This window comes from Acinetobacter guillouiae CIP 63.46, from assembly GCF_000368145.1.
Lineage (GTDB): Bacteria > Pseudomonadota > Gammaproteobacteria > Pseudomonadales > Moraxellaceae > Acinetobacter > Acinetobacter guillouiae.
The window spans coordinates 641,803-668,757 of record NZ_KB849283.1 but is presented as its reverse complement, the minus strand read 5'-3'; the positions used below and the strand labels follow the sequence as shown (position 1 = coordinate 668,757).

Annotated in this window: 21 protein-coding genes and 1 pseudogene; 6 read left to right on the top strand and 16 right to left on the bottom strand. The window is 34.1% G+C overall.

Features of this window, described 5'->3' with window-relative positions; all coding sequences use genetic code 11:
* Positions 1–2: 2 nt before the first annotated feature.
* Positions 3–2,204: pseudogene (locus F981_RS08285) on the top strand (TonB-dependent siderophore receptor).
* A 100-nt stretch (positions 2,205–2,304) separates the two neighbouring features.
* On the opposite strand, the gene metC reads toward F981_RS08285, so the two are convergent.
* The 10 genes from metC to F981_RS08235 form a co-directional block, all read right to left on the bottom strand.
* Positions 2,305–3,474, bottom strand: a complete 1,170-nt coding sequence (gene metC / locus F981_RS08280) for a cystathionine beta-lyase (RefSeq protein WP_004720444.1) — start codon at positions 3,472–3,474, stop codon at positions 2,305–2,307.
* A gap of 384 nt (positions 3,475–3,858) precedes the next feature.
* Positions 3,859–4,734 carry an enoyl-CoA hydratase/isomerase family protein gene (locus F981_RS08275; RefSeq protein WP_228129019.1) on the bottom strand — a complete coding sequence of 292 codons (876 nt, stop codon included), beginning with the start codon at positions 4,732–4,734 and terminating at the stop codon, positions 3,859–3,861.
* Positions 4,735–4,878: 144 nt separating this feature from the next.
* Positions 4,879–6,099, bottom strand: coding sequence for an acyl-CoA dehydrogenase family protein (locus tag F981_RS08270; protein ID WP_004720440.1), 1,221 nt, complete (start codon positions 6,097–6,099; stop codon positions 4,879–4,881).
* Positions 6,100–6,290: 191 nt separating this feature from the next.
* The gene (locus F981_RS08265; protein WP_004720438.1) at positions 6,291–7,358 is read right to left on the bottom strand and encodes an OmpW/AlkL family protein; all 1,068 of its coding nucleotides are present in this window, start codon (positions 7,356–7,358) and stop codon (positions 6,291–6,293) included.
* A gap of 154 nt (positions 7,359–7,512) precedes the next feature.
* The gene (locus tag F981_RS24375) at positions 7,513–8,130 is read right to left on the bottom strand and encodes a response regulator transcription factor (protein ID WP_085944126.1); all 618 of its coding nucleotides are present in this window, start codon (positions 8,128–8,130) and stop codon (positions 7,513–7,515) included.
* Between the two features lie 209 nt (positions 8,131–8,339).
* Positions 8,340–10,109: a winged helix-turn-helix domain-containing protein gene (locus tag F981_RS08255; RefSeq protein WP_004720435.1), complete on the bottom strand. Its 1,770-nt coding sequence runs from the start codon at positions 10,107–10,109 to the stop codon at positions 8,340–8,342.
* A gap of 124 nt (positions 10,110–10,233) precedes the next feature.
* Positions 10,234–11,448, bottom strand: a complete 1,215-nt coding sequence (locus tag F981_RS08250; protein WP_004720433.1) for an NAD(P)/FAD-dependent oxidoreductase — start codon at positions 11,446–11,448, stop codon at positions 10,234–10,236.
* Positions 11,449–11,474: 26 nt separating this feature from the next.
* Complete coding sequence (locus F981_RS08245) at positions 11,475–13,025, bottom strand: AMP-binding protein (RefSeq protein ID WP_004720431.1); 1,551 nt, start codon at positions 13,023–13,025, stop codon at positions 11,475–11,477.
* A 27-nt stretch (positions 13,026–13,052) separates the two neighbouring features.
* Positions 13,053–14,159 (bottom strand): NAD(P)-dependent alcohol dehydrogenase, encoded by a 1,107-nt coding sequence (locus tag F981_RS08240; RefSeq protein ID WP_004720429.1) that lies wholly within the window; start codon positions 14,157–14,159, stop codon positions 13,053–13,055.
* 27 nt (positions 14,160–14,186) lie between these two features.
* Positions 14,187–15,629, bottom strand: coding sequence for an aldehyde dehydrogenase family protein (locus tag F981_RS08235; protein WP_004720426.1), 1,443 nt, complete (start codon positions 15,627–15,629; stop codon positions 14,187–14,189).
* Positions 15,630–15,910: 281 nt separating this feature from the next.
* Here F981_RS08235 and F981_RS08230 point away from each other — a divergent pair, with 281 nt between their 5' ends.
* The gene (locus F981_RS08230; RefSeq protein WP_004720423.1) at positions 15,911–17,086 is read left to right on the top strand and encodes a thiolase family protein; all 1,176 of its coding nucleotides are present in this window, start codon (positions 15,911–15,913) and stop codon (positions 17,084–17,086) included.
* A gap of 65 nt (positions 17,087–17,151) precedes the next feature.
* Here the strand turns inward: F981_RS08230 and F981_RS08225 are convergent, their stop codons facing one another.
* On the bottom strand, positions 17,152–17,589 hold the full coding sequence (locus tag F981_RS08225; protein ID WP_004720421.1) for a DUF2147 domain-containing protein: 438 nt from the start codon (positions 17,587–17,589) through the stop codon (positions 17,152–17,154).
* Positions 17,590–17,910: 321 nt separating this feature from the next.
* Between F981_RS08225 and F981_RS08220 the strand changes: the two genes are divergently transcribed.
* The 4 genes from F981_RS08220 (at position 17,911) to F981_RS08205 (ending at position 21,699) form a co-directional block, all read left to right on the top strand.
* Positions 17,911–18,816, top strand: coding sequence for a fatty acid desaturase (locus F981_RS08220; protein WP_004720419.1), 906 nt, complete (start codon positions 17,911–17,913; stop codon positions 18,814–18,816).
* A 1-nt stretch (position 18,817) separates the two neighbouring features.
* Positions 18,818–18,979, top strand: a complete 162-nt coding sequence (locus F981_RS08215) for a rubredoxin (protein ID WP_004720417.1) — start codon at positions 18,818–18,820, stop codon at positions 18,977–18,979.
* 90 nt (positions 18,980–19,069) lie between these two features.
* Positions 19,070–19,999: a winged helix-turn-helix domain-containing protein gene (locus F981_RS08210; RefSeq protein WP_004720415.1), complete on the top strand. Its 930-nt coding sequence runs from the start codon at positions 19,070–19,072 to the stop codon at positions 19,997–19,999.
* Between the two features lie 116 nt (positions 20,000–20,115).
* Complete coding sequence (locus F981_RS08205; protein ID WP_004720412.1) at positions 20,116–21,699, top strand: helix-turn-helix transcriptional regulator; 1,584 nt, start codon at positions 20,116–20,118, stop codon at positions 21,697–21,699.
* 110 nt (positions 21,700–21,809) lie between these two features.
* Here F981_RS08205 and F981_RS08200 read toward each other — a convergent pair whose 3' ends face one another.
* From F981_RS08200 to F981_RS08180, 5 genes are all read right to left on the bottom strand, one after another.
* Positions 21,810–22,280 carry an Lrp/AsnC family transcriptional regulator gene (locus tag F981_RS08200; protein WP_004720411.1) on the bottom strand — a complete coding sequence of 157 codons (471 nt, stop codon included), beginning with the start codon at positions 22,278–22,280 and terminating at the stop codon, positions 21,810–21,812.
* A gap of 202 nt (positions 22,281–22,482) precedes the next feature.
* On the bottom strand, positions 22,483–23,376 hold the full coding sequence (locus F981_RS08195; RefSeq protein ID WP_004720408.1) for a LysR family transcriptional regulator: 894 nt from the start codon (positions 23,374–23,376) through the stop codon (positions 22,483–22,485).
* Positions 23,377–23,424: 48 nt separating this feature from the next.
* On the bottom strand, positions 23,425–24,777 hold the full coding sequence (locus F981_RS08190) for an MFS transporter (RefSeq protein WP_004720406.1): 1,353 nt from the start codon (positions 24,775–24,777) through the stop codon (positions 23,425–23,427).
* Positions 24,778–24,822: 45 nt separating this feature from the next.
* Positions 24,823–26,109, bottom strand: a complete 1,287-nt coding sequence (salA, locus tag F981_RS08185) for a salicylate 1-monooxygenase (RefSeq protein ID WP_004720404.1) — start codon at positions 26,107–26,109, stop codon at positions 24,823–24,825.
* A 493-nt stretch (positions 26,110–26,602) separates the two neighbouring features.
* A complete protein-coding gene (locus tag F981_RS08180) occupies positions 26,603–26,857 on the bottom strand; it encodes a hypothetical protein (RefSeq protein ID WP_004720401.1) in 255 nt (84 codons plus the stop codon).
* Positions 26,858–26,955 lie beyond the last annotated feature (98 nt).

Here is a 26,955-nt window from a genome sequence, read left to right as displayed (position 1 = left end):
TTATGTACAACTTCTTCCCTTTGAGACATGCATTTAAAATGCATCCTCTAGTACTTTCTATGGCTTTAACTATTCCATCTGTTGTTTATGCGGAAGAAAAAACAGAAACAGTGGCTTTACCAACAATCAAAATACAAGCAGAAAGTGAAAATTCAGCGATTACAGAAGGGACTCAAAGCTATACAGCCAAAAGTACAAATACTTCAACAAAATTAAACTTGTCCCTTCGTGAAACACCTCAATCTGTCAAAGTTTTAACACGTGAATATTTAGATGACCGAAACATTGATTCTTTTCAAGATTTAATGAATACCATTACAGGTGTTTCAACCTCGCGTACCGATGAACGTCAGTCTGTTTACGCTCGAGGCTTTCAGGTCGATTACTATTTAATAGATGGAATGCCGAGTACCACAAACTTAGGTGCAGGTGACCTTGATTTAGATATTTATGATCGTGTAGAAGTTGTTAAAGGTGCAAATGGACTTACCACAGGTGCTGGTAACCCTGCAATGGGGCTGAATATGGTCCGTAAACATGCCAATGCAAAAGAATTGACGGGTAATCTGAGCACTTCATTCGGTTCTTGGAATGCATGGAGTAGCTCTGCGGATATTTCTACTCCACTGAACGAAGATGGTTCACTTCGTGGACGTATGTTCGTCAAACATGCTGATGAAAAATCCTTTATGGATTTTTATGAAAAAGAACGCAATGTATTTTATGGTGCGATTGATTACGATTTGAGTGATAAAACTAGTATGTCACTAGGCGCAACTTATTAAGAGTTACAACGTGATGGTATTCGTTGGGGAGGCACTCCAGCATTTTATGATGATGGAAGTCGTACTAACTTTGATCGAAGCTTAACGGTAACTGCACCTTGGACTTTTTGGGATGTAAATACCACAGCAGTATTCGCCAATTTAAAACAGAATTTATTCAATGATGTTAATTTAAATGTTGCATTTACCTTTCGTAAAGAAGATGTAAATACCCTTCTGCTTTACACTGGAGGGCAAGTAAACAAAGCAACCAATACCAGCCCACTGAAAAATAAACCTGATCCTAAGACAGGTAAAATCACAGATAATGTTTCAGTATATGGCTCTGAAGCAAGGAATGAAGAAAATAACATTGATCTTTTCATCAACGCGCCTTTTACACTATTTAACCGCCCACAAGAAATAATTATTGGTGGTTCATGGAATAGAAATGAGAAGACCAAGGATATTTTTGGGGGATCCAATACTAAAAATGAAGTCGAGAAGTATTTAGGCGGTCCGCTCGACTATAACAATATTGCACAACCACTACTTCAATCTGTCATTTTGAATGGTGTAAATGCTCTGAATCAAACGACTCAAACTTCAGCTTATATTTCTGGTAAATTTCAAATTCTCGATCCATTAAAAGTGATTGCAGGGACGCGATTATCTAATTGGAAATATGAGTCTGAAAATGGTGTAGGCAATCGTGAATTTAACAATGAAGTAACACCTTATATTGGTGCTATTTATGATTTTGCAAAAGATCATTCTGTTTATGTCAGCTATACAGACATTTTTAAACCACAAAGCCGTAAAGGTGTGAATGATCAATATCTAGATCCTGCGAATGGTAAAAACTACGAAGCTGGTTTAAAAAGTGAATGGTTTGGTGGACGTTTAAATACAGCTTTATCACTATTCCGCATTGAACAATCTAATTTTGCTGAAGCAATAACAGGACAATTTATTGTACGTAATGGTCAGCTTACAAATGAACAAGCTTATCGTGGTGTAGATGGAGTTGAAAGTAAAGGCTTTGAATTTGAAGCAGATGGGGAAATTAATGAACACTGGGGCGTTAATTTTGGTATTGCTAATTTTGAAGCAAAAGATGCAAAAGGTGTAAAGGTTAATACAACGAATTCACGTACAACATCTAATCTATTTGTGAAATATAAAGTAGATCTATGGAGTGCTGGACTAGGTTTAAATTACAAGAGTAAATACTATACGGGTACTGGAAATACACGTATAGATCAAGATGCTTTTGTACTTGCTAGTGCGATGTTAGGCTATCAAGTTGATAAAAATATTAAGCTTCAGCTGAACGTTGACAATATTTTTGACAAGAAATACTACGAAGGTATTGGTGCAAACTCTATGAATTGGGGTACACCAAGAAATGCCACATTAAGTGTCCGCTATAATTTTTAATCCATTTTAAATTAAACCCTCTATTTTATTAGAGGGTTTCTTCTATAGTCTTGCTATATTGGATATTTAAGGTCTCATTTTACTATAATGTATAATGAAATTAAGCTATCGCACACTGCGCAATAGCCAAAGCCTCATCCAAATCCGCTTTTAAATCGTCTACATGTTCAAGTCCTGCATGTAGGCGCACCAAATATCCACGACTAGGCAAATGACTTTGAGTGCGATAAGGTGTTCCTACTGGCAAAATCAGACTTTCAAATCCACCCCATGACAAGCCGATGTGGAAAAGCTTTAAAGAATCAAAGAAAGCCTCAACAAAACACGGATTGTTTTGTTTTAAATAAAAAGAAAATAAGCCTGTAGAACCAGAGAAGCTCTGTTGCCATAGTTTATGATATGGATTCATTGCTAAAGCTGGATGATTTACCAGATCAATTGCAGGATGTTCATTTAGATAATGAGCGAGTATTACGCCATTCTCTTCATGCTGTTTTAAGCGAACGGCTAAACTACGCAACCCACGTGATGCTAGATAAATATCATCTGGACTTGTCGTTTCACCAAAAAAATGTACAACTTTATTTAATTGCTCTATGGATGCTGCATTTGCTGTTGCAGTTCCCATTAGAATGTCAGAATGCCCACCAATATATTTTGTGACAGCCTGAATTGAGACATCTGCTCCATGTTTTAAAGGTTGAAAAAACAATGGCGTTGCCCAAGAGTTATCTACTAAAACCTTGGCATTCATTCGATGGCTTATTTCTGAGATTGCGGCAATATCGCTAATTTCAAAAGTAATTGAACCTGGTGACTCTACAAAGACCACACTGGTTTTTTGATTAATTTTGTTGTTTAACTCATCTAAATCACATGAGTTAAAGTATTCAACATGGATTCCCAGTTTGGGCAACATACTGTCTGCAAAACTTCGTGTTGGCCCGTAAATATTATCAGCAATCAGAACATGATCACCTGCTGCAACAAATGCCATTAATGCATGAGTACAAGCCGATAGTCCAGATGGGAAAACCATGCATCCTGCACCACCTTCTAATGCATTAATTGCACTTTCAAAAGACTTTGCTGTAGCAGCACCAAAACGGCCATAATGTTTATAAACACCACCATTTTGCTTATGATCTTCCCATTCTTTAAAACTATCGACGACGATAGTTGAGCCTCGATAAACAGGTGTGTTCACCAAACCATCAAAACGCTGAGGGGTTCTTCCCAAATTTATGACTTGTGTACAAAAGTGATTCATAGCAGCACCAGCATGATTTCTAACAAATATTTCTACAACCAATGATAGATAAAATGCATAGAATTTTTATTTTAAATAAATCACTATTTTTTTAAAAATATAGAATATAAATCCGTATTTGAATATTTAATGGGAATTTTATTCCCATAATGACATGATAAGGTAAATATTCATAATGTGGCTGATTGATATGTTCAATGCGTTTTTGAGTAGTTTTTTAAGGGGCATTTGTTTAAAAATATGATTCGTAGATCTGATTTTTATTGGTAATTTACTTTTTCTACTATTTATTGCTCGCTACTCGCTAATAGTCAGACCATCCGTCATCGTTTGGAAAATACTTAAAATCACAATTTCATCAAGCATATTGTGGTTTAAATTTATTTAAACAGAGATCGGTGGTATTTCAAACTTTTTAAAATCTGGACGTCTTTTTTCTAAAAATGCAGCCATACCCTCCTTAACGGTGATATCAAAACTAACTGCTGCAATAGCTCGTGCTTCTAGCTCTAAATGAGTTTCCAAACTATTTTGATGGCTAGAAAGTAGTAATTGGCGAATATTATTGAGTGCAGGCAAAGGCTGATTTGCCAACAAAGTTACATTTTCTTTTACTTGTTGATCAAAGTCTGCATCTGAAAAAACCATTGTTAATAATCCATATTCAAGTGCCGTATTTGCACTCATTTTTTTATTTATCATTAAAATTTCCTGAGCTCGTCGCAAACCCACAATTTTGGGTAAATACCAAGTGAGCCCTGCATCAGGACTGAGTCCTATACCAGTATATGCTGGGCAAAATTGAGCTGAATCTTTTGCTATAACGATGTCACCAATGAGCGATAAACTCATACCAGCACCAGCTGCAGTGCCATTTACAGCAACTAAAAGTGGTTTATTCATTCTAATAAAACGGGAAATCGCGAGATGAAGAATTCCAGCAAGTTTACTTAAAAATTCTGAGATATTATCACCAGCAGCTTGAAACTCTTCTAAATCACCGCCTGTGCAAAAAAAGGGACCTTCTGCACTTAGAACCACACAGCGTATGAATTTATTTTGATCACAATAAATAGCTGCCTTTAATAATTCTTCAGCAAGATTTAGCGTGATGGCATTGCCGCTTTTAGGTCGATTTAACTTGATATACGCTATATCATTTTGTACTGTAACCAAAATTTCCTTGTACATACTTAAATCCTTATACTGATTAAAATAATTAACCTGCAGCTTAAAAATGGATTGCCTTAAAATTTTCAACGATGAGATTGTTCTATTTATCTATCGCTTATATAAAGTGTATTTACACAGAAATGAATAGAATTATGAAAGAAATTATTATTCGAAAATTTTTGGATAAATTGATAAAAACGCTGATTTTATATTTGAGAAAACTAAATAATATTAACCAGAAAATGCTCTACCAAACAAATTCCGTGCAATCACCCAACGTTGAATTTCATTGGCACCTTCATAGATTTCTCCAATTTTGGCATCTCTATAGATAGATTCCAGTGGATAATATTCCCCTGTTTCTTTAAGCTGTTGGACAAAGCCATATGCACCACAAACTTGAATTGCATCTCGGGAGACCTCTACAGCTAATTGGCTGCCTGCAATTTTAGACATTGCTGCTTCAATTTCTGCGTTACCTTCAATATCATAACGATAAGCAGCTTTAATATATAAATTTCTGGCATTTTCAATATTGAGTGCGTGGTCAGAAAAAGTATATTGCCAATGTTGAAAACGGGCTAACTCTTGACCAAAAACTTTTCTGTTTTTGCTGTAATGAATAGCATAATCAAGCGCTGATTGAGCCATGCCTACGCCTATCGCACCAATACCCATTCTTCCAAGAGTCAAAGCAGCTAAAGCAACATTGAGTCCTTTTCCAACTTCACCAACAACATAGCTATCTAAAATAAAAACATCGTTAATGTGTACGTCTGCTGTAAGCTGTGCCTTATTGCCCATTTTTATATCTGGATCTCCAACATGAATATTTTTATTGTCCATATCAATGAAAAACATGGTCAAACCGTTATCTGTAGCGCATAACACCAAAATATATTCTGCAACAACTGAGTTGGTAATCCAGCGCTTATGTGCATTAACAATCCAGCCACCTTCTACTTTTTGGGCATAGCTCTGCATAGATTGAACACTTAAATCTGTACTAGTTAATGGCTCACTTGTTGCGAATGCTCCAACAAAGTTACCTTTTACCAATTTACTTAAATACTTTTCTCGCAAATATGAGCTTGCTTTATTTAACGTATTGCCGACCAATAGCGCTTGGCCATCAAATAAAGCCGAAGTGGTGCCAGCTGAATAATAAGCAAGCTCTTCCATAACCGTTAAAGTCGCTAAAGTTGGATATTTTAAACCACGTCCTCCAACATCTTGTGCAAAAGGAATTTGATATAAACCATATTCAGCCATGAGATCGAAAATTTCTCTTGGAAAACTGGATTTACTTTCTATAGTATTATTTAATAAATGTGCTTTTGGTTTAATATACTTCTCAGCAAAATTTCGAGCTTCATTCCGAATTTTTTTGGTTTCTTCAGGCAGAAAAATATCATTAAACATTTTTTCAGAATTTCTGATTAGCATATCCATATGAATATTCCATATTATCATTAAGAAAAATTATATAAATAAAACAAAAAGTGCCATATAGCACACCTCCAAAATGGTTACTTTTGACATTCCATTTTATAGATTACTTGTACATGATAAAGGTATTAATTTAACTGTTTGCCTTTGATATGTATAAATGTTCTTTTTTAAAAGCGATAGCCAATACCCATTTAACTAATCAATGGATCAACATCAATTTTAACTTTTCCTGAAATCAGGTTTTGATTGTTATTTTGGTTATTTACATCAATTTTCGCGTCAATATCCATTTTCGAATAAGACAATGAAGCTACAGCAAACCAATTCGAGTTAAAGTCATAATTAAATCCGACACTAAATACTGGCGCAAAAGTATTTCTGGTGCTGATTTTAATAATCGGTTTAGCATCTGAACTTATGCCAGCGAGGCTATCCCCCGCTTTACCTGTGAGAATATTCTGCACCCGATGACCCGCAAGAATGAGGTCATTTTCAATCCCTGAATTGATTTTTACATTTTCTAAATAGGCATATAGTATGCCAACACCAACATACGGACGAAATTTGTTAATACCGCTTACACCAAACTGATAATGGGCTTCAATTGCGGGCATCCAAACTTTAGTATCGATTGCATATTTGGACTGAGCAAGATCAGTTACATAGATTTGTTGTGAAATGGGGATGTTATTTGTACCAATAAGTGCCGTTGATGTTGGCGGCAGATCAACCTGACCAATAACAGGAGCATATATTTCACCAATTCCTTTTGCCTTAACCTTAGGTGGTATACCCGCTTTAAGTTCTAACGAAATATTATCATTTAAATAATAATTAAACATGATACCTAGGGTATTAATGTCTTCAACTTCCAGGCCAGTATTAGGACTCGTCCAATTAGAGGGTTGATTTAAAGTAACAGTACCACTTAAATCAGCTGAAAGACTTGATATACCTAGACCTTGTATAGTTGAAATTACCGTATGTACTTGTTGCCCTTGAATTGTTGATTGATCAATTGCACCCAGAATATTCTGGGTTGTGACATCACCTACTGTATAAGTACTACCTGCTGGGATCGTTGTCGTAATATCTATATTATTTGCATCACCTAAGGGTTTGGCATACAACCAGCCGATAGAAATCGAATAGCGTTTAAAATCTGTTTTATCGCTTGGTTTAAAATAAGAGCTGGCATAAACAGTTTGTGCAGATATAGCACATATACTTAAAGTATATATATAATTTTTTAATTTCATGGATCCATCCTGGATAATAGGTTTTAGTAGTTTGAATGAATATTTGACGACAAAATTGAATTCATTTGTATCGTCAAAAAGAACTAATTTATTAGAAATTTTTAATGATGACATTAAGCCATTTTTTTATTTTTGCTAAAAAAAGTAGTGTTCTTTAAATTAATGCATATTTTCTAGCAACAACCAATGCCCCAGTTCTATTTTTTACACCTAATTTTATATAAATATTATTAATATGCCATTTTACAGTTGAAAGTGAGATAAATAGCTCATCTGCTATTTGTTTGTATTTTAAACCTGATTCTAACATGGCCAATAATTCTAGCTCTCTTTTTGAAAAATTTTCTTTATTAAATTTAATCTGCTCATTTTCATCACCTAAAGGAAGATAGCTACTCAATTCATTGATCAAATTTTTATAATTTTCATCTAAAGTAGATGCTGAACTCTTAATTAATTGAAGTGAATCTATAGAAAATTTTTCAAAATCAATAAATACGCTAAAATATCCATTTTCAGTAGCCAAAAATAAAGCATGTTTAATCCGATCCAATGCTTCTTTCTTATTGTTTTCATATTTTAAGGCAATAAATGATTTTAAAATTAAAATTTTACTGAGCAAAAATTGATTGTTTTGCAATTGATTGTCATAAAGGAATTCATCAAGAAGATTACATGCCAACTTTAGGTTGTTTTTATTCAATTGTACTAATATATTGATATATTTATGATATATTTTAACTTCTAAGCACTGATCAGTACTGTCTTCCATGCTAATATCTATGCTATTTAAATAACTAGCGCCTTTTTCAGTTTTATTTGAAAGTAAATACAATTCAACTTGCAGGTAATTGAGTAATATCTTTAGCCGTTGCGGATAAACTGAGATAATATCTTGAAGGTTCTCTCGTAAATTTTGTGTGTCAGTCCAATTTTTTTGCAGTTTATAAGAAGTCGAAATTCCAGCGAATGCTGTTTCAACTAAACCATGATTTTTAATATTTTATATCCTATTTCAACATATTCTTGAGCTTTTGAAATTTGATTTAATTCATAGTAAATGGCTGATAATAGTTGTGAAATTGTAGGTAAAATAGAAGCATCTTCACCTATTTCTTCAATTGTTTTATAAAATTGCCTTTCTAAAATTTTTTGTGCACGATTATATAGACCACAATCAAAAATAAATAAGCCGTAAAGTAGATTAACCCAAATTTCGCCATATATACTGTCTGTATCTCTAATCACTTGTAGTGCGTATTCGATCGATTTTTGAGCTGAATCATAGTCAACATCCAATCTATAACTTAAGTAACTTGCACAAGATACAACTGCCTTATCAAAATTATCGGTGTTTTTATTTTTTTTAAACCAAGATTTTGATTTTTCTAAACTTATTTGTCGTTTATCCTGAAATGTTAATAAGACAATTTCAATCGAATCTAATTTAGCTGAATAAAACTGAAAATCCATTTCATTTAGATACTGATCATTTTGTAAAGCCACTCTGAGGTCATTTACTCTTTGTTTTGACTCCTCCCATTGATATGAAAATGCGAGTGACCATGCCAGCCAGTAAATTATTTTATTCCAATTAAAATATTTCTCATCTTTTAACTCCTTGACCCAATTAATTACTGTAGGTAATTCGCCTAAATTCTTAACTAAAATTTCACTGGTTTTATCAATAACTAGATTTTGAATATGTGGGTCTTGACTTAATTTTGCATAATAAGCAGATTTTTTATAATATTGATTTCTAATTGACCATATTGATGCTCGAACAAGTATTTTTTTTGACTTATTATCAACTTGTTGACTGAGTATGAATTCACGTAAGAGTGGATGAACTTTAAATTCTCTATTATTTCGATCTATATTTTCTATAAATGCTCCGCTATGATACAACTGTTTTAATCTGAATTTACTATCAGTGAACTTTAAAGCATAGTTGCAAAGTTCAGCATTCGCCATTTCAAGGGTAGAAAAACCTACCAGGAATTCTTGCATATCAGAATCCAAATTATCTAAAATTTGTTCTTTAAAAAGCTGTGAAAATGCATAATCCTCACCCGAAAGCTCAAATAGCTTTCGTACATTCTCTTTATTATTTAATAAATCCTTACAAATAGATATGGCATATGGCCATCCTTGTGTTTTATTAAAAATAAACTCAAGTTGACTATTTGAAATATTCGTATCTAAATATTCGGAAACTTCGAAGCTATTAAAGCTTAAATTTGATGAATTGAATATTTTAATTTTCTGATTCAACTCTAAATGTGATATTTTAAATTTTGGAAATATACGTGATGCAATGATGACATGCCAGTTAACTTTTTTGATATCTAATAAAGCATCAATCTCATTATTAAAGCTAGTGCACTCTATTTTTTCATAATCATCAATAAAAATATAACATTGACCTGAAGTATATCTTTGTAAAATTTTTTCAATCGTTGAATCTTGTTCTAATTGATGATTAAAAAAATGACTTAAAGCCGTCAACAGAGAAGAGCTTCCTTGCTTTAGGTCAAAATTTGTCTTATCTAGCCAAATGCAGCAAATATCATCACTTATTTTCTCGAAATATTCAAAGCAGTAGGTCAAAACTGATGTCTTACCATAACCATCTGGTGCAAATAAGAAATTGAGCTGGATATTCTCTATAGATTGTCGAACTTTATAAAAACAAGAATGAACATAAATATTTTCATTCCTATTGTGCCTTCCTTGATTTGTTGAAAGCATTATCTTTCTTCCATAAATAAGTTATCATTATTTAAAAATTCTCTATCGTTGTTTTAATAATGATAATTTCTTCCGATATCTTTATTGTAGGGTATATTTTTTTTGATTTACAATGAAATTATGATTATTTTTTAAGCACACATTGTTTTAAATTAGCCTCCGTTTGCACTAGTTTTAAATCTATAGCAGGTTTTTGTACAATCAGTTGCTTTGATGCAATAAAATCTTTGGCTGAGTTTACACAGACTGCCATTTTTAGCACATTACCTTCAAAGTATAATCTTGAAAATCCACCATTTGTGAAGTCCTGCCTAATAATGACTTGATCATAGTGATCTATTACACCAGCTATTTGTAAACGTTTATCATATTGTTCAGACCAAAACCATGGTAAAGCACTATGCGGGATTGAATTTCCACTGAGTGTAGCTGCTGCCGTTTTGGCTTGATCAGCTGCATTTGCTAAGCACTCCATTCGAACTGATCGTTGTAAATGGTCGCTAGGAAACAAAGTACAATCACCAGCAGCGACGATATCTACGTTGGAGGTACATGCAAATTTATCTACGACAATTCCATTTTCAACTTCTAGATCTGCAGTTAATGCTAATTCTACATTGGGTATCACACCTATGCCGATGATGACAGCATCTGCATTGAATTTAGAACCATCATCGCATATCACACTTTCTACATAGTGCTTCCCTTTAATTTCCCGAATATCAATATTCGTTTTTATTTCAACACCATGCTCAGCATGAAGTTGAATAAAGTAATTCGACATAACTTCATCAAGATTTCTTGACAAAATTCTTGAATTCACTTCGAGAACTGTCACTTTAATGCCTTGTTCTATTAATACTGCTGCAATTTCTAATCCGATAAATCCAGCACCAATAATGACGACTTTTTTAACATATTTAAGATGCTCTCGTAGTTTTTGAGCATCACGAATATCTCTCAGATAATGTATGCCTTTTAACGTAGAACCGCGAATATTTAGTTTTCGAACTCTCCCACCCGTACACAAAGCTAATTTGTCATAATTTATTTCTTCACCAGAATCCAATGCAATGCTTTTGTTATGAATTTGAATAGAGTCTACCGATGTAGATAATCGAAATTGAATCTGATATTTCTCAAAATCTGATTCAGGATGAATCAAAGCTATATTAGTTTGTTTTTTAAGGAATGCCTTTGAAAGTGGTGGGCGATGATAAGGCAATATATCCTCATTGCCAATCATCAATATTTCACCTTGCCACCCATATTGTCTTAATGAAGTTGCAAGATGGATGCCTGCATGACTCATCCCAATAATGATACATTTCTGACTCATCTAGCAATCCCCTTCACATCGTTTAATTATTTCAAATAATATTCATCACGTAATAAACGCTTCAACAACTTTCCGTTGGGTTCGCGAGGTAAATCCTGACGAAATTCATAACTGCGTGGGCATTTGATGGAAGAAATATGGCTTCGGCAAAAACTATCCAATTCTTTTATTAAGTCATCGCTTGCACGATGATGATTATACAATTGAACCACCGCATGCACAGATTCTCCAAAATATGGATGTGGGATGCCAATCACGGCAATATCCATGACTTCACTATGTTGAATCAAGATGTTTTCAGTTTCTTGAGGGTAAATATTAACTCCAGCAGAGATAATCATATTACTTTTACGATCAGTCAAATATAAGAATTTATCTTCGTCTAGATAACCGATATCTCCCACACATGCCCAACCTTTAATGTTATAAGCGTCTAGAGTTTTTGCAGGATCTTTATGATATGAAAATTTTGCAGAGTCAGAAAAATATACATTTCCAATTTTTCCTGTTGATAGTTCTTCACCTTCATCATCAAGAATATGGATAATTCCATAAATTGCCCGACCCACTGTACCAGGATGATCAATCCAATCCTGAGTATTTGACATGGTCATGCCAATTTGCTCAGTACTACCATAATACTCATAGATAATTGGTCCCCACCATTCAATCATTTTCTGCTTGGTTGGAATGGAACATGGTGCAGCTGCATGGATAACAACTTTCAAACTTGAATAGTCATACTGATTAAGAATACTGAGTGGCAAATCCAGAATGCGATGAAACATTGTTGGTACCCACTGACTATGGGTAATTTTATATTTTTCTATCGTTTCTAATGCTTTTTCAGCTTCAAATTTTTCCATTAGCACCACTGTACCACCCAGAGTTAATATCGCTCTGCACCATTTAACTGATGCTGCATGATAATATGGCGCTGGTGACAAATAGATCGTCTGGTCCGTTACGGCAAAAGCTTTTTCAACCTGATTTGCAATAATTTCTGTTGTACCTACAGGCAATCTAGTCAATTCAGGTTTAATACCCTTCGGCTGACCAGTCGTCCCTGCCGAATATAACATTTCATTCCCTTCAAGTAGTGTTCGATTTACTTGTATAGATGCCATTTTTAAAAGAGGATCAAGTTTAATAATGCCAGAAACATTTGAATCATCTAAAACGAATACGATTGGTTTTTTTTCTAATTGTTGAATCGCATCTACCAATTCTTGAGTACAATATTGAGCACTCAAAATAATGATTTTTGCATCACAGTCTTCGACAATATAAAGCACTTCAGGGAGTTTTAAGCGAGTATTAATAAAGGTGTAATACAAACCTGCATAGTGAGCACCACATTGTAAAGCGGGACACTCAATTCGATTTTCTGTCAAAAAAGCAACATGATCACCATATAGCAAGCCGAATGAATCATAAATATTCACAAATTTTAATGCATATTCATGTAAATCCTTATAACTTAAAGATTGTTGAGTTTCAGCTATAATGATCGCTGCTTTATTGGGGGTTTTTGTAGCATATATTCCTGCATAGCGGATTGTATTCTCAACATTCATACTTTTATCCTTTTATTAATATTTAACTTACTGACTGATTAATAAGACAGGCTTGATACAATCCCCAAGATGATTAGCAGCAATGGCCTCGTTGATTTGCTCGAATGGGTAAGTCCTGATCAATTTATCAATGGGTAATTGCCCTTTTTCGTAATAGCGAATTAATTCAGGAATAGACCGATCTGGATCGCTATCCCCTTCAATAATTCCCTTAAAGCAGATCCCAGCCGGTACCATTTGCATAACAGTGCCAGGTAATTTTTGTTCAATCTTTTGCGGTACACCTACAAATCCATAAATGGCTTTGGGCGCCAGAACATTAAAGACATGCTCCATAACAATGTTTACTCCTGAGGTATCTAATGCATAATTAACCCCATCTGGTAGTATCTTATGGACTTCACTTTCAATGTCTTGCTCGTGCGGATTAATCACTGCTGTTGCACCTAACTCAAGCGCTAAGCGACGTCTAGCTTCATAAGGTTCAATCAAAATAATATGTTTACATTTCTGAATTACAGCAGCCATTACTGCGGCTAAACCAACCGTACCCCCACCAATAATCAATACTGACGAGTCAAGTTCACATGCTAAAGAACGGGTAATTGCACCAAAACCAGTTTGTATACCACAACCTAATGGTCCAATTAACTCTAATGGGATATTTTTAGGTACTGAAACCACATTACGTTGGTGAGCTACGGCATGACTTGCAAAGGACGATTGTCCAAAAAAACTGCAACCGATAGGATTTTGTTTGGAATCATGCAAGATTGGGCCATCTTTTCGGATGCCTGCAAAATTTAAAGACGTAAAGAAATAACAATATGCTGGCTGATTTTTCTTACAACTATTACATTCACCGCATGAGGAAAAACTCATTGCGACATGATCACCAACTTTAACTTTAGATACTTTTTTACCAATTTTCTCTACAACTCCTGCCCCTTCATGACCAAGTACTGCTGGCGAAATAATAGGAAAAACACCTGCATGCGCAACAAGATCTGTATGACAAATTCCAGCAGCAACAATTTTAACCAATACTTCTTCATCATTTGGTCCAGTAATATCCAGTTGTTGAATACTAAAAGGCTGACTTGGACCGTATGAAACAGCAGCAATAATTTTCATTATTAAATTCCTTTTCTATGATCTTTTTCATATAACCTTAAACAGGAAATCTAGAACCCATCGTGTTTTTTTGGTATATGGCGGGTAGAATATGTGAGTCAAAAGCATGTTCGTTTTTAAAATTGCACGTTCATGTGAAAAAGCTTTAATCCCCCACTCAGCATGGTAATTACCAATTCCAGAATTATTTACGCCCCCAAAAGGCAAATTATTTTGAAGAAAATGCACCATAGTATGGTTAATGCAGGTTCCTCCAGCACTCGTATTCTGAATCACATGCTCAATACGCACTTTATCTTTACTCCAGACGTACAATGCTAATGGCTTTGGAGCAGCATTAATTTGATCTAATACTTCTTGAATATTTTTAAACGCAATAATGGGTAATATTGGTCCAAAAATTTCTTCTTGCATGATTGCAGCATCAGCTGGAATATTTGTAAGTAATGTAGGGGAAATAAAACATTTTTCTAGTATAACAATCCCACCATAGAGCACTTCTGCACCTTTTTCTTTTGCATCATCGAGCAAATGCGCAATACGGGCTGTGTGACGTTCATTTACAATACGTGCCAACTGGGCATTTTTTACATTTTCACCTTCACCATATATATTTGAAATATGTTGATTGAACTTGGAAATAAATTTATCTTTAATATTTTCAGCAATATATAAATGATCTGGTGCTACACAGGTTTGACCACAATTCAAAAATTTACCCCAAGCAAGCGTTTTCACTGCCATATCCAAATCAGCAGTTTCATCGATAATGATGGGCGATTTACCGCCAAGCTCCAAAGTTACACTGGTTAAATTTTTAGCCGCTGCGGTCATCACCACTTTTCCAATAGCAGGTGATCCAGTAAAGAAAATATGATCGAAAGGTAAAGTTAATAAACTTGTAGCAACAGAAGCATCACCTTCAAAAATAGCAACTTCGTTTTCCTCAAATGTTTCACGAATTATTTTCACCATAATTTTAGATAAATTTGGTGTCAATTCAGATGTTTTAATAATGATAGTATTTCCAGATGCAATTGCTGGAATAAGCGGCCCTAAGGTCAATGTCAATGGATAGTTCCAAGGAGAAATAATGAGACAGCGACCTCTAGGCTCGTAACGTACTTGTGATGATGTGCCCAACATCATCATCGTTGTTTTAATTTTTTTGGGTTTTAGCCACGTTTTTAAATGTTTACAAGTATGCTCAAGCTCCATTAGGACTGATAAAATTTCAGTAATCTCTAACTCCATGGCTGGTTTATTAAAATCAGCAGCACCAGCAGCAATAATTTGGGCTTTATTATTTTCTATGCTTTTACGCAATTTTTTTAATTTAGCAATTCTTTGACCAACAGTTGAATTACGTAATCTTAAAGCAGTTGGCTGTTGTATATTAAAGACACGTAATAATTCATCATTTGAAACATTTTTTTCAGACTCTGAAAAGTGCAAAGTTTCAGCATTCATTCTCGTATTCCTTTCAAATAAATTCGCCCGACATAAAACCTCAATGAAAGTGCTAATTTTCCTTACTTTTTACTATGGATGATTAAAAAAGAATGTACATCGTCAAAAAGGACTAATCTAAAATCAAAATTTTTTAATTAATCATAAGTAATTGTTTTTTGATATTTAATTCGATGTGAGATCATCTTAATCCTTATAATTAGTCCATATGGTCGATGTATTTAAAAAAAATATTTATACAATTTTTCTATCTAGATCACTTTGGCAAGCAAGGAATTCAGATGGGACAAGCCTATATTATTGCTGCGACGCGTACAGTTAACGGCTTAAGTCATGGAATAATTTCGTCATTTAATCCAAGTGAATTATTATCTTTTGTTTTTAATTCATTGATTCTAAAAACTAAATGTGATCCTGAATTTATTGAACGTGTTTTAATCGGTTTCGTAAATCATCCAAATGCAAATATCAAAAAAATGACAAATGACGCTTTAGCACACTCGATACTATCCCCACAACAACTGGTAAATAGGCTTGAATATCAACATAATACTGCACAGCAAACCTTACACTATGCTGCGCAAATTGTAATGTCTGAAACACACGATATTGTTATTGCTTCAGGAGTCGAAAATCATCTCAGCCGTGATCAGCAGATGTGGATGCCCAATGATGCAAAAAAATCTAGATTTTTTTTAAAGGATACTGCTTTAAATCAAAACGCTCATATGCTTTCAGTGAAGCAATTAAGCTATGCTATGGAATTATTGAAAAAATATCGATTAAATCGAGATTTGCGTGATTATTATAGTTTTAATAGCCACTTTAAGGCACTCAGTGCCTGGCAAGCAAATAAATTCGAAGCTGAAATCATTCCAATGCTACACAACTTTGAAAATTCCTCTGCATCCCCTATGCGTATCCAGGATGAATCTATAATTGAATATATTTCTTGGTCAATTTTTACTAAATCTCCGACTATTTTACCTGATCTCCCGATGACATCTAAACATATCAGTTCCAATACATATGGTGCATCTGGATTAATCATTGCTAATGATCGAGGTTTAAAATTATTGAAAACGCCACCAATCGCACGAATTTTGTATATGAATAGCTTGCAGTCCAACCACAAGGACATTGATGCAAATATATTTTTTGCCACACAAAATGCACTAGAAAAAACAGGATTGACCATTAATCAAATTGATCTCTATGAAATGAATGAGGTTTTTACACCCCTACCTCTCGCTTGGTTGAGTGTTCTAGGGGCTGACCCAGACAGATTAAATATTCATGGTGGAACATTAGCCCTTGGAGAGTCATGTGGATCTATAAGTACACGTATGATGACGACGCTATGCCATGCATTAATAACCACTCAGGCGAGATATGGTATGCAAATTCAATATGATAAAAAAGATTGTATCCAGATTACGATTATCGAAAAAGTTTAATTCTAGGTATTGAACTAAATATGCAATACCGAGAATCAGTGCAAAAGAATTTTTATTTACAGGCTCTAATTAACCCTTAACCAAATTTGGCTTCTACCCAGTGCTGAAATTCCTAAATAACCTCGAAGCTTCAGTTTTTTTCCGTTTTCAACCAACTCACCTTCTAGACTATAAGTACGACCAGAATCTGGGTCTAAAATTTTTCCATCTTTAAATTTTCCATTTTCTACTAATTTTAAATTATTAATTACGGTCGTACCCTGTAGGCGTTTTCCCCTTAACCTACCGTTACAAGTTTTACAGGTCAATTTATTTTCTACATCAAATACATCTATGATACTGCCATTATAGGTATTATCTTTTACTTTTTTAATTTCTATAAGAAATTTGGGCTTGCCAGTTTTATCATCGATGGTCTTCCATTTTGTGCTTTGAATCGAATCATTTGCCCAGGAAGTTGAAGCTAGAAAAGCACTTGCTGCTAAAATTAAAATTTTATTCATAAAAGTATCCTTTTATTTATGGCCTTATTTTCAAGCCAGAAGCTAAACTCATATGAGTTTCAGAAAATTTATTATTTTTTAATACCTGAATTAAAAAACAACCAAAAATAAGCTATCAAAAGGTGGCTCTCATTTATTCATCACAAAGAACTAATTTAGAGTTTGATCAGGCATATATTTTAGCCATAAGCCAAGTAGAAATAGCGAATCGAAAAACGTAAAGGCAAAAACCAACCTTTTTCTCAGGTTTATTTTTTCTATTTTTTTGTCATCTTGATAAAGATAGCAAATTACATCAGGGTGAAAACCAAGGAAATGACAATGAGAACGATCAATAAATCTACTCCATCCGATCACGCATTACGCGAGTTAACTAAAGCCCCTTTGATTGCTTTACCAACTTTATTCTTGTTTATCATCTGTCTAAGCATTCTGGCAATTGTCGATTACTGTGTAATCCTTGGGATGGTTCCACTATGGATTGGCATGATCATTAATGGATTTACAATCTATTTTTTATTTAGCCCAATACATGATGCATCTCATGGTGCATTTTCGCGAATAAAATGGATCAATGAAATTCCAGGCCATATAGGCATGATTTTCTTTGGTCCTATCGCGCCATTCAATCTAGCACGTTTTATCCATATGCAGCACCATCGCTGTACCAATGAAAAAGAAAATGATCCAGATTATTTTGGACATAAGATGGATATTTTCTTTCCATTACGTTGGAGCAATTTTGACTACTTTTATTCCAAGTATTTCTTTTTGCGCGCTAGTCAGGCAATGCGTAAACGTTTATTACCTCACTTAGTGGTTCATTTCGCTTCAATAATTGGCGTTTTAGCAGCTCTAATTTATTTTGGATATGGTCTTGAAGCGCTTATGTTATGGATTTTACCAACAAGGATTAGTTCATTCTTATTTGTGAGTGCATTTGTATTCTTGCCACATGAGCCATTTCAAAGCACAGCGAAAGAAAATGAGTATCGAGCAACGAATGTACGCCCTGGTGCTAAATGGTTACTTACTCCATTACTTACCTACCAAAATTATCATTTAATGCATCATCTTTATCCTACTGCACCCTTCTACCGTATGCTGAAACTGTGGAAATTAAAACATGAGCATCATGTCGCCAATGATCCTTTGATTATAAAAACTTTTGGTCTTGCACCAATAAAAAGCGATCAGACAAAAATGAAAAATGATGTGAGTAGATAAGATGAAAAAATGGCAATGTCGATATTGTTCGTTTATTTATGATGAAAAAGTTGGAATTCCTGAAGATGGAATAGCACCGGGAACATCTCTGGATCAATTTTCAGATGATTGGATGTGTCCAGATTGTGGCGCAACTAAAGAAGATTTTGAGGAAATATATTAAAACTTATTTCGAGGCAATCAATCTGTAATGACGTGATCTTTGCCTCACTTTAAAGTTTTCTAAAGATTTATTTTTTCAAGGAGTGAGAAAATGAACAATATTTTAACAACAAAGCTCAATCCACCAGTATCAATAAAACCGCAGATTGAACGTACTCTTATATTTAATCATTTAGACCAATATACGAAGGTTAAATTGATTTCTGTGATAGCTCCTGCTGGATTTGGTAAAACTACATTTTTAAATCAACTTTATCTTCAACAAAAGAAATATCGTAAAGTCATTTGGATGACGCTTGATAATGCAGACAATGACTTCACTCGTTTTATTCAACATTTATCATATATTTGGTTTAAAACGACGAATCAACCATTTAATAATAATTTTCTTGAAAATATTACTCAGTATTCAAATCCCTTTACAATATTCTTAGATCAAGTAGAACATATTTATGATGAATCAACGCTCAAGTTTTTACAGCAGATCATAGATTATTTACCTTCACATAGCCAAATAGTCATCGGTTCTCGACAGTTACTGCCATTAAAAATTGCCTCATTACGCATTCGTTGTCAAATTTTAGAAATTAATCAAGAAGCACTCAGTTTCAATGCAGATGAGATAAATAAGCTTGCTCTAAATGATTATGGCTTTCAGCTCAATCCAAATGAAATTAACCTGTTACTTAAAAAAACAGGAGGTTGGATTGTTGCGATTCAACAATTTGGTTTAACTTTAACTTCAAGACATTCTCTATGTACACAAATTCAAAAGTTTTCAATTAACCATACTGAACTTAATCATTTTTTAAGTGAAGAAATCTTAAATCAATTACCCAATAATCTTCAGGATTTTTTATTGAATTGTAGTGTCTACTCGCAATTTTCTGTTGCTGATTGTGATTGGTTGCTCAAAACAAATAATAGTGCCCATTTACTCAAACAGTTAGAACAAAAAAATCTTTTCCTTATCCCTATGGATCAGCAAGGTGAAAATATCGTTTCCATAGTTTATTCTTAAGTTATTTACGTAATCAGTTTAAAAGTATATACCCAGAAAAATTTAGATCACAGCATTTACGTGCTGCAAAACGTCTACTTTATTTAAATCAACCTATTGAAGCCATTGAGCACTATTTGCTTGCAAAAGAGTTTGACAAGTGCGTCGAACTTTTGACTCTACATGGCCAAGCATTATTAGAAAAAGGTAGAGTGCGATTTTTATTACGCTGTTTGGATCAAATACCAGCTCATATTTTTGAAAATTTGCAACACTTACAAACAGCATATACATTAGCTTTAATTTTAAACCGCCGTTATGATGGAGCTAAATATGTCATCGAGAAAATGAAAAGGCAAAAATTGCTGTCTTATATTGAAACTAAAATATTAGATTGCTTATGGCTCTCAATGACAGATCGTATAGCAGAAAGTTTTGCTGCCTGTGAAGAACTTTATAATAAACAAAATGAATCTGATAACTTGTTGAATAACTTTTTTATTTCAATTTATTCCCATTACTTAATTGCATATAACAAAATTGATTATGCTCGAAAACTAATTCACAAAGTTATCAATAATTCTCGATATAATCGAAATACTTTTGTACAAACGCTTTATGAGTACAATGAAGGTTGTATAGAGTTACAACAGGGTCATTTAAATCAAGCTTATATTAGATGGTATACAAATTATAATTGTAGCTGGCGAGAACATCAGAATAGTGTATCTGGTGGTCATGCAATAATTGGAGTTCCTTTAGCTGAAATTTTATATGAAAGAAATCAGTTAGAGGAATCATTTAGTTTAATCAAAAATTGTCTCCCTTATGCACGTCAAAATGGTCATATAGATTCATTAATATCTGCCTATAGTCTATTTGCTAAAATTGAATACAGGTTAAATCATGATAAAACTGCAGCATTATGTTGTCTTAAAGAACTTGAATATATTGGAGCAGATTTTAACTTTACCCGTGTTAAAGCCAATGCGCTCCTTGAACAAGCAAGAATACATTGGCTGAATAAAGATTATTATCTTGCTCGTAAAATTTTAAATGAAATCATTGATTTGGATGTTTGGCGTACACTAGATCATTTTTATATGCCAGCTCAATATCTCGATATTCCCCAAATGCTTATATGGCGAATTGATATAAGTAATAATGATGGAAAAAAGCATGAGGAAAAAATTCAAGACCCAATTAAACATGCACAAAATTTACTTCATGAAAGACGTGCAATTAAATTAAAAATGATACTTTCTACTCTTTATTTTAGCGAAAATAATCAGGAACAAGCCTTTGATTGTTTTACAAGCATCCTATTAGATATTGGTAATGAAAAGTACCTTAGAAGCTTTTTAGACGAAGGCCCTATTATGCATAAATTAATTTATGCTTTTTATGAAAATTATAGTGAATCATTTCACCTAGATTCAAATACTCGTAAAATTTTAGAACTGTTAATTTCGCTAGTTGATCATTCTAAAATCAAAGACGTACACCCAAATATAAAGAATGTATCTTATGATGCTTTAAGTAAACGAGAATTAGAAATTTTAAGTCATGCCGCTGAAGGATTACGTAATCAAGAAATTGCAGATAAAATTTTTTTAGCAGTGACAACGGTTAAGGCCCATCTTAGACGTATACACTCTAAACTGGATGCACATTCTCGTACAGAAGCTGTTGCCATAGCGAGGAAGAATGGATGGTTATAGTGATCAATAGGCTAAACTATTAACGGCGTATGAATGTGCCCACCAATATATTTTCTAATAGCCTAAATCAGAGACATTCGCTCTGATTTTTATGAAAAAAGCATCAACGATCAAAGAAAATTTAAAGGTAATTCGGTCGTATATTTAATTTGTTCCATCGCAAAACTGGAGCTCACATCAGTAAGACCAGAAATTTGAATTATTTTTTTATAGACTTTGTCATACTCAAGCACATCGGGTACAGCGACTTTTAACAAATAATCAGTCTCTCCAGCCATTCGATACACTTCTATAACTTCATCGATTGTATGGATATGATTGTGAAATTTTTCAATCCATTCTGCATTATGTTGTGCTGTTTTAATAAAAACCATGACAATCACATTGATATTTAGTTTTTTACGATCTAATAAAGCAACTTTAGCGCGAATGATGCCTTCTTCTTCCATTTTATGAATGCGTCGCCAACATGCTGTATTACTTAATCCAATACGATCTGCAATATCGCCAATCGCCCAGGTACAATCTTTTTGTAATAGTTCCAAAATGCCACGATCGTATTTATCTAGCTGTAATTTCATGCAGTTCACTTTATATAAGAAATTAAAAAAATAAGTCACTGATTTATCTATGGTTGGAATGATATTCTATTTTTGACAAGATAAATAGATTTTTAATTCTTAATGCTGATTACTTGAAATTCTCATTCAAATAAAGAGCAGTTCAGATAAGTTATGGCTCTATTCACTGTTTTTTTAATACATTGCAAATAAAAATACGGCGTTAAAGCGATTGGAAAAGTTCTTGTAGTGTTTGGATAAACCATGTTCTGGCTTCTATGTCATCTCGATGGTTATACCAATTGGCACTTACATTAAACGGTTTAACTGAAAATGGTAATTCAAAAATATTGACATCACCATTACGCGCATATACTTTTGCTGCCCTTGAAGGCAAAGTCACTAATAATTCAGAACTGGTCACAACATCTTGTAAAACACTAAAATGAGGAAGCTCAAGCATGATTTTTCTTTTTAAGCCCAATTCTTTCAGCCTTTGATCAATTTCAATATGACCTGTTGAAGATTTAATAGCAGCATGATTTTCTTGAAAATATTGTTCTAAACTCAGTGTATCTCTTATACGTGGATGGTACTTATGCGCAATGCACATATAGCGTTCTTCAAATAAATTACGTGATTCAATTTTAGGCATAACGGTATAACTACTATTGAATACAGCAACATCTAAAAAGCCTTCAGTCAGCCAGTCTTCTACTTTATGCGATTGAATTTCTTCAATTTCCACCTTAATAAATGGTGCTTCTTTAGAAAGGTATTGAATTAAAGAAGGTAGTAAACATATTTCACCCAAATCAGATAAGCCTAAACGAAATATCCGAGTTGACGTTTTTGGGTCAAAGTATTTAGACGCTGTAATTGCCATTTCAATATCGGTAATTGCTTGCCTAAAGCTTGGGTATAAACTTTGTGCCAACTTGGTCGGTTTGACTCCAAATTTGTCTCGTTCAAATAAAGGGTCATTTAAAAATTTACGTAGGCGATTTAGATTATAGGTGACAGAAGGTTGGCTTAAATTGAGGCGCTCAGCTGCATGACTAATATTTTTAGTTTCAAAAACGATAATAAAAACTTTAATAAGACTTAGATCAATCAATTGTAATATCTCTATTGAATGAGGGAGGTAGACCTCCCTGCTCTACTTTTAGATTTGTACCGCTTTCACCGCCAATTTTGTTTTTATCAACTGTAAGTGAATCATTGAAACACTTATTACCGCAATAATACAAGGGATTGATAATGCGATAAAATTATAATTAATGGGCAGACTTAAGCTTAACAGCCAGCCACATAAGATTGGCCCTAAAATTGCGCCTAAGCGCCCCACACCTAAAGCCATTCCTAAGCCTGTTGCACGAATATTGGATGAATAAAATTGAGACATATACGCCAATAATAAGATTTGCCCACCAATTGATGCAGCACCTGCAACCCCAATACAAAAATAAAGAATGACTGTTGGTAAATTATAACTGAGTAAGATTAATGCGATCGCGCCACTTAAAAACAGTGAACATAATACCTTTGCAAGATTAAAACGATCCGCTAAGTAGCCACCACAAATTGCGCCAAGCATTCCCCCAATATTTAAAGCCAATAGAAAAACCAAACTGGTCGATAAATCATAGCCTGCTTCTACCATTAATTTAGGTAACCAATTGCCTAAAGCATAGACCAGTACAAGCGCCATAAATACGCTGCCCCAGAATAAGAGTGTTACCATCCCACGATTTTCTGCAAATAAATCCTTGATCGGGGTTTTAGAGCTAGATTGATTGTCTTGATGAAGACCAATTTGAGTCTGAGACGTATAGGTAATATTGCCGTCAATTTGTTTAAGGATCTCAATGGCTTTGTCGGTTTTATCACGGCGCACCAAATAATCAATCGATTCTGGTAACAGCTTCCAGATTATGGGAATGAGTAAAAGTGGTGTGCCTCCTAGAATAAACATAATTTTCCAACCAAATTGCGGAACTAACCACATTCCTAATAAAGCTGAACACATCCCACCAACTGCATAACCACTAAACATTAAGGAAACCAAAGTTGAGCGTAGTTTTTTAGGTGCATATTCCGTCATCAAGGCGATTACATTTGGCATGACCCCGCCTAAACCCAAACCAGCCAAAAACCGAAAGATTGCAAAACTTTGTGGATTATTGGCATAACCACAAAGTAAAGTAAAACCACTGAATAAACAGATACATAAAATAATTAATTTTTTGCGGCTAAATCCATAGCTTTCTAATTTATCACTCAGGCTACCGAAAATAATCGCACCAAACATCATCCCAAATAAGGCGACACTGCCCAGAAATCCAGCCGTAATGCTGTCAATTTTCCATTCTGCCATCAACTTGGGTAAAGCAACACCATAAATCACTAGATCATAACCATCAAAGATAATAATCAATGCACTGAGTAGAATCACCCGCCAATGAATGGCTTTTAATTTAGCATGATCAATAATTTCATTTGCATTTATGAATTGCATAATAGACCTCCCTGGTCATATTGTCCTGTTTGTAATCTTTGTTGTTTAAGTCGTCATTTCAGTGTGCTGTAGTTGTTTTGCTAATGCTGCTTTAGCTGTCTGAATATCATCTTCAAGCGAATGCTGCCACAACCAGTCAAAACGCTGTGCCAAATGTTGGCCTATTGATTCAAAATCAGGATATTTCGATGAATATAGCTCATAGATTTCACCTGATTCACGCGAGGTATTTTGAACTTTTACGGCACGCGCTAATCGAACTTGCTCATAGATTTCTGATACAGCTTTGATAGATTCAGATGTCAGCTCAGGGTTTTCTAATAATTTAGCTAAAATCAAAGCATCCTCTAAACCTTGTCCGGCACCAGCACCTTGATGCGGTAACATGGCATGAGCAGCATCGCCAATCAAAATCACATTATTGCTTTTGTTTTTATAGCTTTCTAAAGGTTGAATTTCATGTAATGCCCAAATTGTTGGTGAGTCGATCAGATCCAATAATGCCTTACAACTCTCGCTCCAGTCTGCAAAATCAGCCAGCATCGTTTGTTTTGAAACAGGTGATGTCCATGGTGTATTCTCTGCTAATACAGTTTGAGTGCGATCTGACTTAAATGCGACAATGTTAATTTCTTTACCCTGACGGATTGGGAAAGTTAAGATATGTTTATCTTTCCCTAAAAGCATTTGTGGTACATCGGCAATTTCTGCGTCATTTCCCAGTTTTGCAATCGTTTGTTTAAAATCTTGAAATTGAATAATTCCACGATATGCCCACGTCCCTGAAAACTGAGGTTCAACACGCGCTAATTGATTAGAGTCAAGCACATGGTTTCGAACAACTGAACGAATTCCATCACAACCAATCACATAATCAAATGTAATATGATGACCATCTATAAAGTGAATTGTCGCTTGTTCTTCATCTGCCTCAATTTCTTGTACGCGTTTATTAAAATGTACATTTGTTAAAGGCACCAACGGAATTAAACGATCGAGAAAATCTGCACGATGTACCGAAGACTGCCCGACTTGTGGTGCAATCGATGCAGATAGATACTCATCGGTATAACCATTACGCCATTGAAACCAAATATCGGTGTATGGTGCCTTTACCTGATCTGCGATAGATTCATACTCTTGGCTTAGACCTAATAATTGAATGGCTTTAACTGCATTCGCACCAAACGAAATCCCTGCACCAATTTCAGAAAACTGTGATGCAGACTCAAAGAGATGTACATCTAAATGTTTATTTTTGACCAATTGAGTCGTGAGTGCTAAGCCCGCAATACCACCACCAATCACAGCAACTCTAATTTTTTTGTCCATTTTTAGCATTCCTTACTAAATTGCTTAGAATTCTATAATTGGTTATTTTTTAGAATAAATCCAATTTATAATTTTAGGTATATACTATCTATTTTTTTGATATTTATTTAAATAAATCTCTTTCATAAATGAAAAAGTGATCATGTAGCGTGAATCATATTTCGATTGAAAATCCCTTCTCCCTTTGGGAGAAGGCTAGGATGAGGGGAATTTTATGTTGATTTATAGCTTTAAAAAGGTCTTATGAAAGAAGCTTAAGATATTGATATAGCTAAATTAGTATTTTATTTCTTGAAGGATATTTTAAATATCACGCTTAGTTGCATAAATTTATTTAAGATTTAAATAAAACATTTAAGAACCTTGTCTATACAACACTATTTTTTCTTATTGAGATCACTTTTTAGATTTTGGCTTTTAAAATACAATTTCTAAATTTTTATCTTTTCTGAAATTGCGTAAATAACCATTTGTCTCAAAATCATTAAAGGGATCAAACATGTTGAGTTTCATCAAAATAACGGCCAAGCAAAATCAACATTTGTGAACCATCGATCACATTTGCTCGACGTAAAGCAATTACTAATTTTTCAGTTTCGTCTGGTTTAACATCATCATCAGCTAAACGTGTAATCGTTTGAGCCAATAGACTACTTCCAGTATTGATATAACTTATATGGTTTTGACGTGCGAGTTTCGCTATATATCTTTTCAACCCTTTATGTGGAATTTCATTCACATTCAGCATCACAAAGTTCCTTAATAAAACTGCCCCTCTATTATAACAACATGGGTAACTTCTACGCTAATAAAAAATGAGATGCTATTGACGGTTCGTTAATTAAA